The organism is Streptomyces flavusporus (assembly GCF_046267975.1).
GTDB lineage: Bacteria > Actinomycetota > Actinomycetes > Streptomycetales > Streptomycetaceae > Streptomyces > Streptomyces flavusporus.
Genome location: NZ_CP176503.1, coordinates 2,496,584 through 2,511,452 on the forward strand (window position 1 = coordinate 2,496,584; position 14,869 = coordinate 2,511,452).

Sequence of the window (14,869 nt, forward strand, 5' to 3'; positions counted from 1 at the left end):
GTTCTCGAGATCGGTTACTGCCCGGCTGTTGTGGGCTGGGCTGGGCCAGGAGTCCTGAGCCACGGCTACCTCGCTTCCAGTCGTCCGAGTCTGCGGGCCAGGTCTCGCACGGTGCGCACCGTGGCCGTTGTGGTGGTCTTGTCGGAGTCGCCGATGACGGAGGTGACCAGCTCGCCGTCGTCGGGGGTGGCGTCCAGCCGGATGGTCTGGACGACGTCGGAGATTTCCAGGCCAGTCGGGAGGACGACCGTGACCCGGTCGCCGAGCCCGAAGTCGCGGCCGGCCTTCAGGTCCTCGGTGTCCACGGTCACGGTCGCGAGCGATGCCTGGGGATTGTCGTCGCCCAGGGCGAGCGTCCCGGCCTGCGTGAGCTCGCCGTCGCTGTCGTCCTTGCCGCTCTCCTCGATGAGCTTCTCCACCCGGTACCAGTCGGCCTGTGAACCGGACTCGACTTCCACGTATACGCGGGCGTTGGGCGGTTCGCCCTCGAGCGGCGGCTGCTTGGGGTCGTTGCCGCCCTGCACCAGCTCGCTCGTCGCGAGCGGGGCAGCCATGGTGAAGGCGACGGATCGCAGGTTGCCCAGCCCGGAGGAGAAGCGGGCGCTCCCAGTGCGGTCGACTGGCGCGTACACCCCGAACCGGATCTCGTCGCCGACCTGCCTGGTCCTGAAGCCCAGCCGGTTCCAGGCAGCCGCCCTGCGGCATGCATCGAGCAGCGGCTCGAACCGTGTGGTGATGGACCTGTTGGTGCCGACCCCGGCGACGGCATCGAGGACCAGGCCCTCAATCCGTCGCGTGGTCAGCGCGCTTGGCCCGCAGTTCTCATCTACCAAGGCGCGGATGATGAGCTCTGCGTTGACGCTTTGGCGTGACCACCGCACGTCAGCCGTGGTGGTCTGCCCCTCGAACGCGAGGGCCGGGTTCGGATAGGTGAGGTACCCGGCGACCCGCGCCAGGTCATCGCTGAAGGCAACGGTGACGGTGCCCGGGCCGGCGTTCTGCCCGAGATCCCAGGTGTAGGCCTGCGGCTGCTCCATCGGGCCCGCGCACCAGATACTGCCGTCGCGGATCACCACCATGCGGCGGCCGGGCTGCAGCAGCTGCATGTACTCAGGCAACGCCGGCAGCGTCACCTGCCCGGAGGCAGGCTTGTTGAAATTCAGATCGCATTCGAGCTTGGTCCACCCGGCGAGCGGGTCACCGAGCACGTTCAGGTTGCGGTCGGTGACCAGCAGCTGAATCGTCATGCCGTCTCGTACCTCGGATAGAACGTCAGGTCGACGGCGCTACCCGCCGCAGCGCCGTCGAGCTGAAAGGTCACTGGTGTCTCTCCAGGCGGCAGCGACCACAGCACGGCGTAGGGCCAGTTCAGCCCGGCGACGAGGTTCTCGCCGGTTCCGGACCGCACGCGCGGCGGGTCGGTGGACACCGTGACGGTCTCGCCGGCCAGTAGCGGCCCGTGCACGGTGTCGGCCATGTCGAGGGTGAAGCTGTCGCCGGTGTCCCCGCGGGTGAACGTGATGACAGAGGCGGGGCCGGTGATCGTCCACGCTGGCCAAACGTCGACGTCGCCCGGGTTGACCACCGTTGTGGCCCCGAGGACCTGCGACGACGACACGGACGGGAAGGGGACCAGGTAGTCGACCTGCGTTCCGGTTTCCCGGTGCACCGTCACCGGCTCGGCATCCACCCAGTACGGGTCCTCGCACCACAGGGTGACGACCGCAGAGTCCCACGTGATGCCCGTCGCGGTCTGCCCGCGCCCGTCCCAGCCGTCGCTGTAGTACACGTCAATACGGCGAGCGGTGCCGTCCGGGCGCGCCACCTCGAGCGTGCCCGGCCCCTCGGTCGGGCGCAGTGTCCGCGTGAACGCCCTGGCCATTGCTCGCCAGTTCGCCGTGAACTTCAGGTGGTCGGTGCCCTTGACCAGGACCGGCCACACGATGGTGCGCGGCCGCGGCTGGACATGCCGCAGCCGGGCACCGCCGCGCGGGTGCGGATCCGACGTCAGCGTGTACGGCGCCGCCCCCAGCCCTGACACGCCCTCGGCGAGGGTGTACCAGTCTGCGGTCACATCCGTCATCGGCCACCGGGTGCCAGCCGGATCGATGTACGTGACCGACGCGTAGCCGATCTCGGGCAGATCGACCGGCGGTGTGGTCGGCTCCTCAGGGGTGACGACCGGTGCTGTGACCAGGGGCATTTATTCGGGCCTCCCCACGCGCTGCCGCGCCTCTTCCTGCCGCTGAATCAGCCGCAGGTCCTCCACACTGATCACCGAGGCGCGCGGATACACGTTGTACGTCACCGGCGGCCGGCCGCTGTCGGAGCCGGCCACCGCCGCGGCGGGCGCCGCGGGCAGGCCCGGGCGCGCCGGACGGCCCACGGGCAGGCGCCCCTCGTTGAGGGCGTCCATGAACTTCAGCCCGTACTTGTCGACGGCCGCAGCGCGCACCATGTACTCGCCGTTCGATCCCCACAACAGGACCGAGTCCGAGGTGGAGGTGCCCGGACCGATGACCGGACCGCCTCCAGGGAAGCCGGGGATGAGGCCACCGTTTGCCCTGTGGATCAGGCCACCCGACGCGTAGCCCGCCAGGTTCTTCGCATTGCGGCTGGCGACCGCGTCGACGTTGAGGATCACGGTCTTGCCGTGCAGGCCGTTGATCCGATCCTGAGCCTCTCGGAGTTTCCGCTTCAGGTCCTCGATCTCACCCCGGATATGCGCCTTCTTCTCGCTCGGCGCTTTACGCAGTCGCTCCCGCGCATCGGCGATCTTCCGCTTCAGGTCCTCAACATCGCCCTTCAGGAACGCCGTCTTGTTCGGCGTCTTGAGGATCTGATCGGCCAGCGCTCTGGCCTCCTCCCGGTTGAGGCCCATCTGCATCGCATTCTTGATGAGCTGCTGCCGGCCCCGCTCGTAGATGCCAGACACCTCGTTCCACGAAGCGCCCGAGTCCCGGGCGGACGCGGTGGCCTCGTCGGTCTTCGCGGCGAGGTCGTTGAGGGCCTGGGCGGCGGTGCGCTGCTTCTCCGTGTTGAGGACGAGCTGCCCGCCCTGCATGTCGAGGACGCCAGCGTTCTCCTGCGCCGCCTTAGACGCAGCGTCGATCGCCGCCTCGAATCCGATCATGCCGGCCAAGCCCTGCCGGTTGATGTCGTTCAGCGCCTGGATGCTCTGGCGCAGGCCGTCCGCGGACGCCTTCTGCGCATCGAGCTTGGCCTGCACGGTCTGGGCCTGCTCCCCGAACAGCCCCATGCTCTGGGCGGTCAACTCCTGCTCGAGGCGCTGCCCCGCCAGTGCGTCCTTGTAGTCGTTGAGCTGGCCCTTGACTTCCTCGGACGTGAACCCCTGTTTCTCCAGCGAGGCAATGATCTTGTCCAGGCCTGCCGCAGCAAGGTCGGCCTGCCCGTTCGACACGAGACTGGCCAGCGCCTTGTCGAGGGCGTCAATGTCCTCCTTGGCCTGCTTCACCGGGGTTGAGTCCGTGCCGAAGAAGCTGACGATCGACTGCTGAACCTGGTCCAGGCCCTCCGGGTCGACGACCTTCTGCAGGCTGTCCGCCAGGCCGCCGAGGTCCTTGCCGTAGGCGCGCAGGGCCTCGCCGCCCACCTCGCCTGACTGCCCCAGTTCCGTGATCGACGTCGCCAGCTTGTCGACGTCCACCTTGGGCTTCTCGCTCTTGGACGACAGGTAGTCGAGGCCGATGAGCAACAAGCCCAGCCCGGTGCCTGCCATGGCCAACTTGGCGGTACGGGAAAGGGCGCCGATCCCCGCGGTCGTGGCGGCGAGCGGGCCGGGCGCCGCTGCTGCCGCCGCGCGCACGGCTGCAATCTGAACACCGAGCGCGGCCATGGCCGTACCTGCAGCGCTCGCTCCCACAGCCGCGAGCTTCACGGCCTTGATGGCAATGGCCAGCTGCAGGAGCGTGGCGATCGCCTCGGGCGGTACCGCACTGACGATCCCTGACAGGGCGTTGATGACCTCGAGCATGCTGACACCGACGCCGGATCCGGCCTCGAGGACGTGCAGCAGCGCCTCGGCCACGTTCTCCAGCGTGTCCCAGACGAGGGGCCCCTGCGCTTGCGCGTAGTCGAAGAACTCGGACAGGCCGCTGTCGTCGTACTCGCCGCTGTCGAGCTTCGCCAGAAAGATGGTCAGGTTGTCGACGCCCTGGTCCAGGGTGTCGTTGGCGAAGGTGGTGACCTTGCTGTTCAGGGCGTCGAACCCTGGCGTGCTGATGGCGCCGCCAACGAGGGTGATCAGCCGGTCGAACTGGCCGGACGCACCCTGGACGAGATCCGTCGTCGTGGGCAGTAGCGCGTTGGTGACGGCGATGCCCTTGGTGAACGGGGCCATGACGTCGTCGGCCAGGGAGTCGGACCACTCCTGATAGTTGTCTTTCAGGAGGCCGACGGCCACCGCCGCCTCACGCGTGGCCGGCGGCAATTTCTCCAGCTGGCGCTGGTACTCAGCCTGCGCCTTGACGGCCTCCTCCGAGGTGGCCCCGGAAGTCTCGACGGCCGCCTCGTACTTCTTCTGCGCGTCGGCCGCCTCACCGATCGCGGAGATCTGCGGGCCCAGCGCGAGCGCGTAGGCGCCCGCCGCCAGGGCGACGGCGCCGAACTGGATTGCCAGCGTGGCCGCAGTCCCCGCCAGGCTGGCGGCCGCCGGGATCGCGGCCGGGGCGAGGCTGATCAGGTTCGCCCGGAGAGACTCGCCCAGTTTCCCGGTCTCATCCGACAGGCCGCGGAAGCGGCGGGCGGTGTCGTCGGTCTGCCCGGCGAGTCGCCGCTGCGCGTCCGTGACGGAGACGAATCGGCCCTGCAGGTCACGCAGGTTCCCGTCAGCATCGGCCGTCAGGCCGGCCATCCGCAGCCGCAGATGGTCGGCGCTGTCGGCGGTGCCGTTCAGGACGCGGGACAACTCGTCGCGGCCGGTGAGGGTGAAGGTCAGGCGCTCGGCCACCGGTCACCTCCTCAGCGTGTAGCGACGTGGTGCTGCAGCCAGGCCACCGCCGATTCGAGGTCCTCGGCGGACAGGCGGCGGATCTCCCAGGGGCGGATGTGCAGGTAGTGCGCGAGCAGCCACCGGTACTCGGTGATCAGCCCTCGGAGTCCTGGCGGTGGCGCACCAAGTGGCCTTTTCCCAGCGCGTCGAGGGCGGCGTCGATGTCGCTCCGGTTGTCGGCGAGCTTGCGCAGGTGCGGCACCACCGCGTCGATCGCGGAGTCCTCCGACTTGGCGAGGGCCTCGGCCATGATGTTACTGAGGACCTCGTCGATCTCAGCGCGCTCGATGCGCGCCGACAGGCGCCGCCGCCAGCCGGGTACGTCGAATTCGGCGAACGCCAGGCCGGGCTGCTCACGCCGCCGGAACGCCCACAGCACCGCCCGCATCGCAGTGGGGTCCTGCGCCCTTAGCCGGTCCTCGATGGCCCGCCACGGGGTGTCGCCCATGGCCTCCTCGATGGCGGCCGCCTCGAGCGCCGACAGGTCGTCGGTCGAAACCCGTTCCACGCTGCCGTCGTCCTTCTTGCACGAAATGATCATTGATCGTCCCTGCTCTCATTGAAGGTCGCGGCGGACGTCGCCGAGGACCCGTTCGACTTCGGCCCGCATCCGCGGCACGCCAGCCTGCACCCTGCGCGACCACCAGCCCGCCTGAGACCTCTGGTTCACCCAGCGCTTGCGATTGCCGAACACGGGGTGCCGCAACCTGCCGTCCTTGTTGATCTGGTTGAGCACGTTCCTGGCCTTCGGTTCGATCTGGCTGCGGTCGATCCAGATGCGCGCGCCCGGATTGCTCGTCGTTCGCACAGAGAGCCGGACACTGCCAGCGAGCATCTGCCGGAATGGGCGCGTTGTGGGCGAGGCACCCCCGTGCGGCATACGGCCGTCTCGGTTTCGTTTCCGCCCCTCGGACTGCAAGGGCATCGTTCGCACTGCGTCCTGCAGATCCTTATACAGCGGCTCAGCAGCTCGCCGGATCCTGCGGCTGAAGTTCTGCCGCAGCCTCGGACCTCCACCGCCCCGCATGCGGCGGCTCAAGTCCACCAGCTGCCCGGTGCCGAGGATCCGTACCGAACTCGGCATCGTCAGCTCGCGGCGGGGATGGTGACGTTCTCGGCGGGCTCGCTCGTGATCGCGAACTGCGCCATGATCTGCGCCGCGGTGTCGAGCTCGCGGACCTTGGCCTGCGAGGTGACAGTGACCGGGTAGACGTCCATGGTCTGCGTGGGCACGTCGCCCTCGTCCATCCACACAATGAATCCGTCTGCCTCGCGGACCAGGAGGCTACGGACGTCGTCGCCGTCCTTCGACGCCCAGAACGTCAGCGAGCTGTCGGAGGCCGTGATCTCGCCGCCCACAACCGGCGTGAACCGGCTACCCAGAGCGGGGGTGGGCACGGTCCCGGACGTGGTCTGCCACCCGGACATGGCGCCGGTCTCGGCCTCCAACGCCGTACCTGCAGTCAGTTCCGCCCTGGTCGGCGAATTCTTGTTCGCGATCGTCGGCACCCACAGGACGCGGGTCACACCACGCCGGTAGTAGCGGACCGACGCGTTGATCGGAGTCGCCATCAGTTCTCTCCTGCCTCACGCCGACGGCCCTTCGCCGCGGCCGTCTTCTCCCCGGACTCGCTGGCCTGGTCGTCCACGACCTTCCAGCCCGACCGCTCGTACACCGGTACCGAGATCTCCGGCACCTCGATCTCCTGCTCGATCCCGTCGTGACTCATCCGCACGCCCACCGCGCGGCTCCCTTCTACGTGAATGCGCGGCCGGCCACCGTCAGCAGCAGTACGACTTGCGCTCCCTGGTTCGTCTGGTCCTGCGTGAGCTGGGTGGCTTCGATGGCGGCCTCCAGCGAGGCCAGGCCGATACTCGGATCGGCGCGCAGCCAGGCCTCCACTCGCGCGCCGATCGCATACGCCCGCGCGCGGGCCGCCCGTACATCGGTGTCGCCGCGCTGAGCGATCGCCGCCACAGTGATCTGGAACTGCTCCTCCCGGCCCCTGCCGAGGTCCGACCAGCCGCCCAGGGACTGGGCAGCCTGGAAGTCGCCGTTCGGGTCGCCGTCGAACCCGACGATCAGCCAGTCCATCGCGGCGTCCTCGGTCACCTCCGGGCCATCCGACACACGCACGTCGGTCAGCTCCGCATCGGCCGCGCCGAAAGCCACCAGGCGGTCGATGACCTCGGGAACACGGGATCCCACTACGCCACCCCCGGGGGAAGTCGATCCGGCTCCAACAGCTGAAGCGCGCGGTTCGGCACGGCGTAACCAAGACCCGGAATGGGCTCGGTGACGCTGTAGTCCTCACCACCACCGGCCAGACCACCACGGGCGGGCCGCTGCGTGCGCCACAGGTGCTCCAGGATGATGCGCGCCCCGGCGGTGATGTTCTCCCGAACGACCGTGCGCCCGGCCCGGTAGGTAACACGCAGCCGCCCGGACAGTCGGCCGCCGTCCATCCGGAAGAGTTCGCCGGTGGCGCCGTCCACGTCCAAGCCGTCGATGTCGTAGGCGACGCCGCCCGTCAGCACGGAGTCGACGGCAGTGAGCTCGAGGACGGGTGTCTTCAACAGCACGACCGTGCGGGCGTCGCGCACCTGGTGTTGCTCGGTGAAGGAGCGGGCGATGACGGGGCCGACGTAGTACTCCACGGCTTTCGTCGTGGCGTTGTTCCAAAACCGGATCTCGTCGTCATCCCGCGTGCTGGTGATGTTGAGGTGCTTCTTGGCGTCGGCCAGCGACAGGATCGACGGGGGCGCAGCCTCCTGCACGTCGAACACGTCCGTATGTGCGGCGGCCGGCTCGGCCCAAACCCAGCGCACCGAGTGCCGGCCCGGGACGGTCGTCACGTAATCGGCCTGGTACTGGCCTGTGTCCGATTCTGTGACAGCCGGCGTGACGGCGGCCCCGTCCGGGAGTGTGATCGTCACGACGGCTGTCGTTGCCGTGGTGAGCGTGCCGCCCGGATCCCGGCACTCTCCGGTAAGGCGCACCGTGGCGCCCAGATCGAACGGCACCGTCCACTCCCCTACTTGGTGGTGCGGCGGCCGCGCCGGGGCGGCTGCTTCTCGCCGTCGCCGCTCTTACTGTCCGCCGCCGCGGGCGGGGTGAGGTCGCGCGGCTCCCCAGGGTCGGCTGTTGCCTGCTCCACCTGGGCGGCGCGGTCGGAAACGAACGTCTCGACGTCCTCGAAGAGGTGCTCGTGACCCTTGTAGACGGGGTCGGTGTCCTCCACGAGCTGCCCGCCCGTAATGACGCGCGGGACACCGTTCTTCCAGACGCTGAACGGGCTCTTGCAGCGCTTGATCGCCACTTGTCTCTCCTAGCTTCGCGAGATCGGCGGACGGCGCACGAACCCACGCACAATGGCCGCGCCGAGCGTGCCGCCAGTCGTGGCGCCAGAGGTGGTCACGGACGCGCGCAGGTACCGCTTGGACCCCACGTAGCCGACCTCATAGATCTTGTCGTCGTCCGTGCTCGTCACAGTGGGGTTGGATCCCTGCAGATCGGCAGCCGCCACGTTCGTGAACGTCGAGTTGTCGTCGGACTCCTGCAGGGTCACCGCGTGCGAACCGTCGGTGATGGTCCCGGAGTGGACGATGAGCATCGCCGACCGGGAAGCGTCCTTGTTCTCGTGGAGATCGACGCCCGTGCCGTTCACGGTGCCGTTGGTGCGCAGCGCAATCGCCAGAGTCGCCTTCGCTCGGGCGGTGTTGTACAGGGTCTGCCGCATGGGTCCTCTCTCCCTCGGGCATGCGGAAGACCCGGACTCCTGGGAATCCGGGCCTTCCATCGCGAAGTTGACTGTGACTCAGGTCACGTTGAGGAGGCGCAGCGCCCCATCGTTCACCGAGTCGGCACCAACTCGGTAATACGCGTACCAGCCGCGCTGGCCGGTCGGCCGCCTGTTCGCCCCCACGAGGTGCGGGATGAACTCGACCGTCATGCCGACCCGGTCGGCTATGACATAACTCTGGAAGTCGCCGTACACCGCCAGGTAGTTGTCCTGGGTGGCGTTGACGACGCCGTCCATGTCCTCCGCCTCCAGCGCCGGGCGCCCGAGCAGCTGCGGCGGAACATCGGCGCCGATGCGCTCCCACATCTGCGCACCACCGCTGGTGTCGAACTGGCGGACCAGGTTGTACACGGCCCGGTTCGCCAGCCACGTCGCGTTCCCGCGGTAGCGGGCCGGCAGGGCGTTGTCGACCTTGTAGATGTCCGCCGCGGCGAACACGTCCGTGGTGGTCGACGTGACGACCGAGCTGGTGCCGGTCAGGGCGGTGACGATGCCCGTGGGCTGGCCGGAGCCGGTGCCCGTGGTGAACGCCGCGGCCTCGAGCACGTCACGGCCGAACGCCAGCAGACGCGCGACCTCCTGCGTGACGTTGGCCTCGTCCTCCAGCGCTTCGATGCTGATCGGCACGAACCCGGCCGCCTTATGCACCGGCACGGTGGGCTGCGCGAACGTCGTCGAGTCGTCCGAGACTTCGGCTCCTTCCGCATCCCACGACCAGGACACCGCGCCGGAGGAGACGCCGTTCCACACGTCGCCGGTGGCGACGACCTGACGGGCAACCTGCCGGATCTGGTTGCGGGAACCATTCGCGGTGATGATGACCGTCGGGTCGAGCTGGAACGGCACCAGGTAGCCGCCCGCGCTGTCGGTCAGGCTCATGGCCCGCTCGAGGGCGCGCTGCTCCTCGGGGGAGATCATGTGCCCGCGGCCGGCCGCGACCTTCGACCACGCCCGCAGGTACTCCGGGCTGGAAGCCGCCAGGACCAGCTTCGCGATGCGCGACTCGCCGTCATCGAACTTCTCGATGATGCCGGTTGCGGCCGAGCGGACAGCGTCGTTGGCGCCGCCCATCTTCTCAATGGCCGACAGGGCACGGGCCCGCAGTTCCTGCGCGACCTTCTCCTTAGACTGGCCGAAGGTGCGCACCTCGGACAGGTCCCACGGGTTGCGGAACCGGCAGTCCTCGACGGAGTCCGGGTGCAGTACCGGGTCGAGGTCGTAGCCGTCGCGAGACGACGTCGGCGTCCCGCCCTCCACCTTCAGCGCGGCCGGGCCACGCTCGGTCGCCTTCGTCGCCGAGCGGACCCGCTCCAGGGCCGACTTGCGCTCCAGCTGCCGGCGGTGGTTGTCGACCTCGGCGAACTCGCGGGTGAGCTCATCGAAGGACTGCTCGTCCTCCGTGGTCAGGTCGTCCTTCTCGCCGAGCCGCTCGAGCTCAGCCTTGATGTCCTGCAGGCGGATGACCGCCTGGGAGTGGGAGAGCTCCATCAGCTCTTCTCCTTCTGTTCGTCGATGAGCGCCAGGCGCTCGCCCATAAGGCCGGTGATCTCGCGAATCTGATCCCGGAGGGCGGCTGTGCGCGGGAAAGGCGACGGGTGCCCATCGGCGGGCGGCGCGTCGGTGGTGCTGGGGGTCGGCGGGTGCCCAGGCTCAGGCGGCGCGCCAGTCGGGCGTGCGGGGTTCGGGTGCTCGTCGGAGAGCGGCGCGGCCTCGCGGGTCTGGTGGTCCGGCTGCTGGTAGAGCAGCGCGGCAGCTACCTCGCGGCGGAGCTGCGGATCGTCGGGCACCTGGGGTGCCACGGTCGCAGCGTCGCGTGCCAGCGAGGCGCGGATCTGGCGGGTCATGCTGTCGTTGTGGACGAGCCCGGCCGCCATGTCCCGAGCCCGGACGGACACGCTGGTGCCGCCGTAGGCCGGAAAGACAACGGGCCCAAGCTCGCGGCACTTCAGCTCGATCAGCTCACGCTGCAGCGGCCCACGGTCGCCCGGCATCCACAACAGGTCCAGGACCTCCTCGGGCTTGACGAGCTTGCCGTTGGCGTCCCGCCACTCCTCGCGGACTACCTCGAACCGGAACGACATGCCGTTCACCGTCTGCTCGGAGATCGCATCCCGGATCGGCTGCATCAGCCAGTTATCGGTGATGCGGCCCTCCACATAGAGGCCCTGCTCGTCCTCCCGCAGATCCGTGATCGCGCCGATCGGAATACTCCCGATCAGCGGATGCCGACCGTGATCGAACTGCATGACCGGCGTGTTCTCCCGGATCGTCTTACGGAAGGCACCCTTGCGGATCGTCTCGGTGAACACGCCTTCCCAGGAGTCGATCAGGGTCGGCTCGCCGAACACGGCGGCATAGCCGGACAGCGTGCGGCCGTCGCCCCCCTCGCCCCCCTCGGCGCGCAGCAGCTGGAACGGCGCGGACCTCTCCAGGTCCCGCACCGTAGCGGTCAGAGTGGGCATCAAGAACCCTCCTCGGTCGGAGCGGGAAGAGCAGCAGGCCCGGCCGTCCCGGGCGCCTGCAACTGCACGGAGAACAGGCCCGTATGAACGAGCAGGGACCAGTCGGAGGCCGTCACCGCGGCCATGACAGACTCAGGGGTGTAACCGGCGTCGACCAGCGTGCGAATCGTCCGCGACTGCGTGCCCTGGATCTCGGCTGCATCCCGGGCGTCCTCACGCAGGAACGGCACGTCACGCGCGTCGTACCAGAGCCGCACAGCGCCGGACGAGCCCCCGCCCGACGGCCGCACCAGACGGCCGAAACTCCCGGCTGCGTTCTGCCACAGCGGATGGATCGTGCCGTCGGCGAAGCGCCGGCGGGCCTGGCCGTAGTTGCTGTAGGTCGCAGCCTGTAGGCCCTCAGAGAGGCCAACGATGATCGGCGGCACTCCCGCGGCGGCCGCAATGCGCGTCTCGCCAGCGCCCTGAACCTTCGCGAAATCGAGCTGCTGGAAGTCGGCGCCGACGACGGTCACATCAGCGCCACCACCCAGGTACAGCGTCTTGTACGCGTTCTCGACGCCGCGGTGGTTGGCCTCCATCTTGGCCTTGAACTTGGCGAAAGCGTCCGGGCTGACCTCCCGGGCCAGCCTCACCACCATGTTCGGAGTGGCCGCGTTCTCCAGGAACTTCCGCTTGTGCGTGGCCATCAGGCCGTCGTTCTGCGTCTCCCGGATCACCGGCGTCAGCCACGACATGCCCCGGTACGTGGCGAGCGGATCCGGCACCGGCGCGAAGTGCGCCACCTCATCCGCGAGTAGCGGCACCGGCTCCTCGCCAGGCTCCTGGTAGACGTATCCGACCTTCCGCCAGCCGAGGACCCCACCGCGCATCATGCGGCGCTCCAGCACGATGTACGTCCAGTCGGGCCGCATCCGCACCAGTTCGTCGTCAGCGCCCGTCCAGTAGCTGTTGCCCGCCAGGTCGGCGTCCTGGATCACCCGGGACAGCAGGTCCTGCGTGGTGCCGCCCGTCCAGGGCTCCTCAAGGAGCCGCAGATCCTGAGTACCGAACATCTGCGACGGGGACCCGTTGTTCAGCCGCTGCCAGACGAACCTCGGTGCTGAGAACACCATCTGCCGGGCCACCATGCACGCCCAGATCACCGGGTTCGTAGCGAACAACTGCGCATATCCGGGAAGGTCTCCCGACGCCTTCTCCGCGGCCTGGCCGGGCTGGGTCTGCGTGATGCCCAGCGCTGACCAGCCGCCGTAGCCCAGCGCCTCTTGAAGCGCCAGCGCGTAGTCGTCGATGGTGCTGATGGCCCGCGTCTCCGTGCGGCCCCGAGCGGCCCGCCACAGGCTCGTCACGGGCCACCCCCATCATCGGCGTCCACATTCGCGAGCAGCAGGCAGTACGCGACCAACAGCACCCCACCCACCACCAGGCCCACCGCGAGACCGAGCCCGAGACCGGAGCCCACCGCCGCCATCGCCCCGCCCGCCAGCACGCCCGCCCGGGCACGGCCCGCCGGTGTCATCCGAATTCGGCCCACGGTTCCACCTCCTCCTCCGGCCCCTCGACCTCGACGAAGAGGCCCCAACGCGCCTCTGTCACGCCGACCAGCGGCGTGATGTCCACTCCGACGCCACGCCTGGCCCACGCCCACGCCTCGCCGAGCTCTCGCTTCCTCGCGCCCGCCAGAGCCGTCGACAGAGGCGCCTGATCGAGGTGCGAGACACGACCCGCGGCCACCGCGTCATAGAACTGGCCAGTGGCCTGAACGACGTCCCGGGTCTTCATCTGCACGATCGGCACCAGAAGCCGCGGCTCCTCGTCCTCGCCGACCTCTTCGTCCGGGTCGACCTTCAACGCCTCAGTCACGTCGGTGATGAGCGCGCCAGCCGGGCTCCCCGGGTCGATGACCACACAGCGCGGACCATGACGCTCCGCCAGCTCGCGCAGGCGCTCAGGAACCCATGCAGTGCCAGGCCGGTTGTCCACGACCTCGACGTGCACGCCGCCGCCGTAATGGCCAGCCACGCAAATCGACGCGTTCGAGCGCTCCGGCGTGACATCGACCGCGAACGCCACAGGATCGGCCGGCTGGCTGTCACCGTCCGCCAGGGCCTCCCAGGCGTCCTTGCCGATGACGGCCCAGGCGTCGCCCTCGTCGGACGGGTAGTCGCCCACGCCGAGCCGCTCGCGTGCGTAGCCCTCCGCGCTGAGCGTGGCCCGCTCGTTGGCCACCTTGCCCAGGGACAGTCGGTAGCCGACCGCCGGGTTGGACTTCAGTACGGCCTCGTCGGAGGCCGGGTCGTCGTGGGCGGTGCAGTCCTTCGGGCACTCCTTGACGTGCGGGTTGGCCGACCACTCCATGTAGGCCAGCGACGGGTCCGGCACGCCGTCCTCGATCGCCTTGAGAGCCCGGCGGCGCAGACGCGCGAGCTGCACGGAGGCAGCGCCGATGCCAGCCGAGCCGAGATACCAAATCTGCGGGTCCTCGATGGCGGCCATCGTGGGCAGCAGGGCGTCCATCTCCGCGTCGCCCAGGATCATGTCCTCGTCGAGCATGTTGCTGTGCCCACTGAAGCCTCGACCCGAGCCCTTGGAGCGGGCGATGAAGCGCAGCATCGCTCCGTCGTGCAGCTCGATCCATTCCTCGCCCACGGTCTGCCGGTACTGCTTCACGCGTTTATGCAGGTCAGGGCACCCGCGGATCAGTCGCTCGATCCGTCGGAACGCGTTCTTCGCCGTCTTGAACTCGTGCGCCGAGTGGAGGATCAGCTCCTCGCCGCCGACGAACAGACCCCACAGCTCCCGGGCCTCGATAATGCCGCCCTTGCCGTTCTGGCGAGGGACGTTGACGGCCACCTCGAACGCCGCCCAACTGCCGTCCGCCTTCTCCGCCATGCCGACGCGCAGCACGTGCTGCTGCCACGGGTCCAACTTCAGCCCAGCCTTCGCCGCCAGGTCGATCGCTTCCTGGCCCGCGGTCGACACTGATGGCGGAGCGATCTGGATTGGCGGCTCCTGCCAGCCGTACATCCGGCCGTCATCCGCTGGAAGCCTGCTCGCGGGCAGCTGCTCGGCGCTTCGCTCGCTGCTGAGCAATGTCATCGACCGCGTCCCCCTCCTCCCCGACAGGGGCGAGCTTGCGCAGGTCGGACATGATCGAGCGGAGTTCGCGGGCGGCGACCGCCTTCGCCGTGGGGGCGTCCGAGCCGTCGATCGCGCGGGCGAGTTCGAGGGCTACGGCCGCCATGCCGGGAGCAGTGCCGTGCGCGTGCAGATCGTCAAGCTCGGCGTCGATCTTGTCGGCGACGTTCACGATCACCCCCGACGGTGACAGAGCGTTACGTCACGCTGAGTGACGTCCGCTAAATCGCTGGAGTTCGCTTCGCCGAAATAGGCTTTCAAAATGGCCGCGCAAAAAATCGGGCGACAAGGGCGTTTGGGTCGCCCGGTCTTCGGAATCCACGATGACTCAAGGCCCCCCTCCCCTTGCCCTGGCCACACCGCATCGTCGCAGCTCAGCGCAACGATTGCTGAATGTGACTGGGTTGAGCGTGACCACTTCGCCTCTGGTCGCTGACCGTTCGCACCATGGGCCT

17 protein-coding genes are annotated in these 14,869 nt (G+C 68.8%); all 17 read right to left on the reverse strand.

The features are described 5' to 3' along the window. Window positions 1–65 precede the first annotated feature (65 nt). The 17 genes from ACKTSN_RS11735 to ACKTSN_RS11815 all read right to left on the reverse strand — a co-directional run bounded on the left by ACKTSN_RS11735 (window position 66) and on the right by ACKTSN_RS11815 (window position 14,586). A complete protein-coding gene (locus tag ACKTSN_RS11735) occupies window positions 66–1,247 on the reverse strand; it encodes a siphovirus ReqiPepy6 Gp37-like family protein (protein WP_409469056.1) in 1,182 nt (393 codons plus the stop codon). Next, a complete protein-coding gene (locus tag ACKTSN_RS11740) occupies window positions 1,244–2,203 on the reverse strand; it encodes a phage tail protein (protein WP_409469057.1) in 960 nt (319 codons plus the stop codon). Before ACKTSN_RS11740 ends, ACKTSN_RS11735 begins: the two co-directional genes overlap by 4 nt. Then, the gene (locus tag ACKTSN_RS11745; RefSeq protein WP_409469058.1) at window positions 2,204–4,969 is read right to left on the reverse strand and encodes a hypothetical protein; all 2,766 of its coding nucleotides are present in this window, start codon (window positions 4,967–4,969) and stop codon (window positions 2,204–2,206) included. It lies immediately after the preceding gene. 136 nt (window positions 4,970–5,105) lie between these two features. Beyond that, window positions 5,106–5,552, reverse strand: coding sequence for a hypothetical protein (locus tag ACKTSN_RS11750; protein ID WP_409469059.1), 447 nt, complete (start codon window positions 5,550–5,552; stop codon window positions 5,106–5,108). Window positions 5,553–5,567: 15 nt separating this feature from the next. Continuing rightward, window positions 5,568–5,819, reverse strand: a complete 252-nt coding sequence (locus ACKTSN_RS11755; RefSeq protein ID WP_409469060.1) for a hypothetical protein — start codon at window positions 5,817–5,819, stop codon at window positions 5,568–5,570. A 278-nt stretch (window positions 5,820–6,097) separates the two neighbouring features. Continuing rightward, window positions 6,098–6,583, reverse strand: a complete 486-nt coding sequence (locus ACKTSN_RS11760) for a hypothetical protein (protein ID WP_409469061.1) — start codon at window positions 6,581–6,583, stop codon at window positions 6,098–6,100. Then, window positions 6,583–6,741, reverse strand: coding sequence for a hypothetical protein (locus ACKTSN_RS11765; protein WP_409469062.1), 159 nt, complete (start codon window positions 6,739–6,741; stop codon window positions 6,583–6,585). Before ACKTSN_RS11765 ends, ACKTSN_RS11760 begins: the two co-directional genes overlap by 1 nt. A 26-nt stretch (window positions 6,742–6,767) precedes the next feature. After that, the gene (locus ACKTSN_RS11770; protein WP_409469063.1) at window positions 6,768–7,220 is read right to left on the reverse strand and encodes a hypothetical protein; all 453 of its coding nucleotides are present in this window, start codon (window positions 7,218–7,220) and stop codon (window positions 6,768–6,770) included. Next, window positions 7,220–8,035 (reverse strand): hypothetical protein, encoded by an 816-nt coding sequence (locus ACKTSN_RS11775; RefSeq protein ID WP_409469064.1) that lies wholly within the window; start codon window positions 8,033–8,035, stop codon window positions 7,220–7,222. Before ACKTSN_RS11775 ends, ACKTSN_RS11770 begins: the two co-directional genes overlap by 1 nt. Before the next feature lie 11 nt (window positions 8,036–8,046). Further along, entirely contained in the window at window positions 8,047–8,331 is a 285-nt protein-coding gene (locus ACKTSN_RS11780; RefSeq protein ID WP_409469065.1) for a hypothetical protein, read from the reverse strand. A 9-nt stretch (window positions 8,332–8,340) separates the two neighbouring features. Further along, a complete protein-coding gene (locus tag ACKTSN_RS11785; protein ID WP_409469066.1) occupies window positions 8,341–8,751 on the reverse strand; it encodes a hypothetical protein in 411 nt (136 codons plus the stop codon). A gap of 78 nt (window positions 8,752–8,829) precedes the next feature. Continuing rightward, window positions 8,830–10,302: a phage major capsid protein gene (locus ACKTSN_RS11790; RefSeq protein ID WP_409469067.1), complete on the reverse strand. Its 1,473-nt coding sequence runs from the start codon at window positions 10,300–10,302 to the stop codon at window positions 8,830–8,832. After that, window positions 10,302–11,276: an HK97 family phage prohead protease gene (locus ACKTSN_RS11795; protein ID WP_409469068.1), complete on the reverse strand. Its 975-nt coding sequence runs from the start codon at window positions 11,274–11,276 to the stop codon at window positions 10,302–10,304. Before ACKTSN_RS11795 ends, ACKTSN_RS11790 begins: the two co-directional genes overlap by 1 nt. After that, window positions 11,276–12,625 carry a phage portal protein gene (locus tag ACKTSN_RS11800; RefSeq protein WP_409469069.1) on the reverse strand — a complete coding sequence of 450 codons (1,350 nt, stop codon included), beginning with the start codon at window positions 12,623–12,625 and terminating at the stop codon, window positions 11,276–11,278. Before ACKTSN_RS11800 ends, ACKTSN_RS11795 begins: the two co-directional genes overlap by 1 nt. Next, on the reverse strand, window positions 12,622–12,810 hold the full coding sequence (locus ACKTSN_RS11805) for a hypothetical protein (RefSeq protein ID WP_409469070.1): 189 nt from the start codon (window positions 12,808–12,810) through the stop codon (window positions 12,622–12,624). The genes ACKTSN_RS11800 and ACKTSN_RS11805 overlap by 4 nt, the downstream gene beginning before the upstream one ends. After that, complete coding sequence (locus ACKTSN_RS11810; protein WP_409469071.1) at window positions 12,792–14,375, reverse strand: terminase; 1,584 nt, start codon at window positions 14,373–14,375, stop codon at window positions 12,792–12,794. Before ACKTSN_RS11810 ends, ACKTSN_RS11805 begins: the two co-directional genes overlap by 19 nt. Further along, entirely contained in the window at window positions 14,311–14,586 is a 276-nt protein-coding gene (locus ACKTSN_RS11815; protein ID WP_409469072.1) for a hypothetical protein, read from the reverse strand. The genes ACKTSN_RS11810 and ACKTSN_RS11815 overlap by 65 nt, the downstream gene beginning before the upstream one ends. Between the last annotated feature and the right edge of the window lie 283 nt (window positions 14,587–14,869).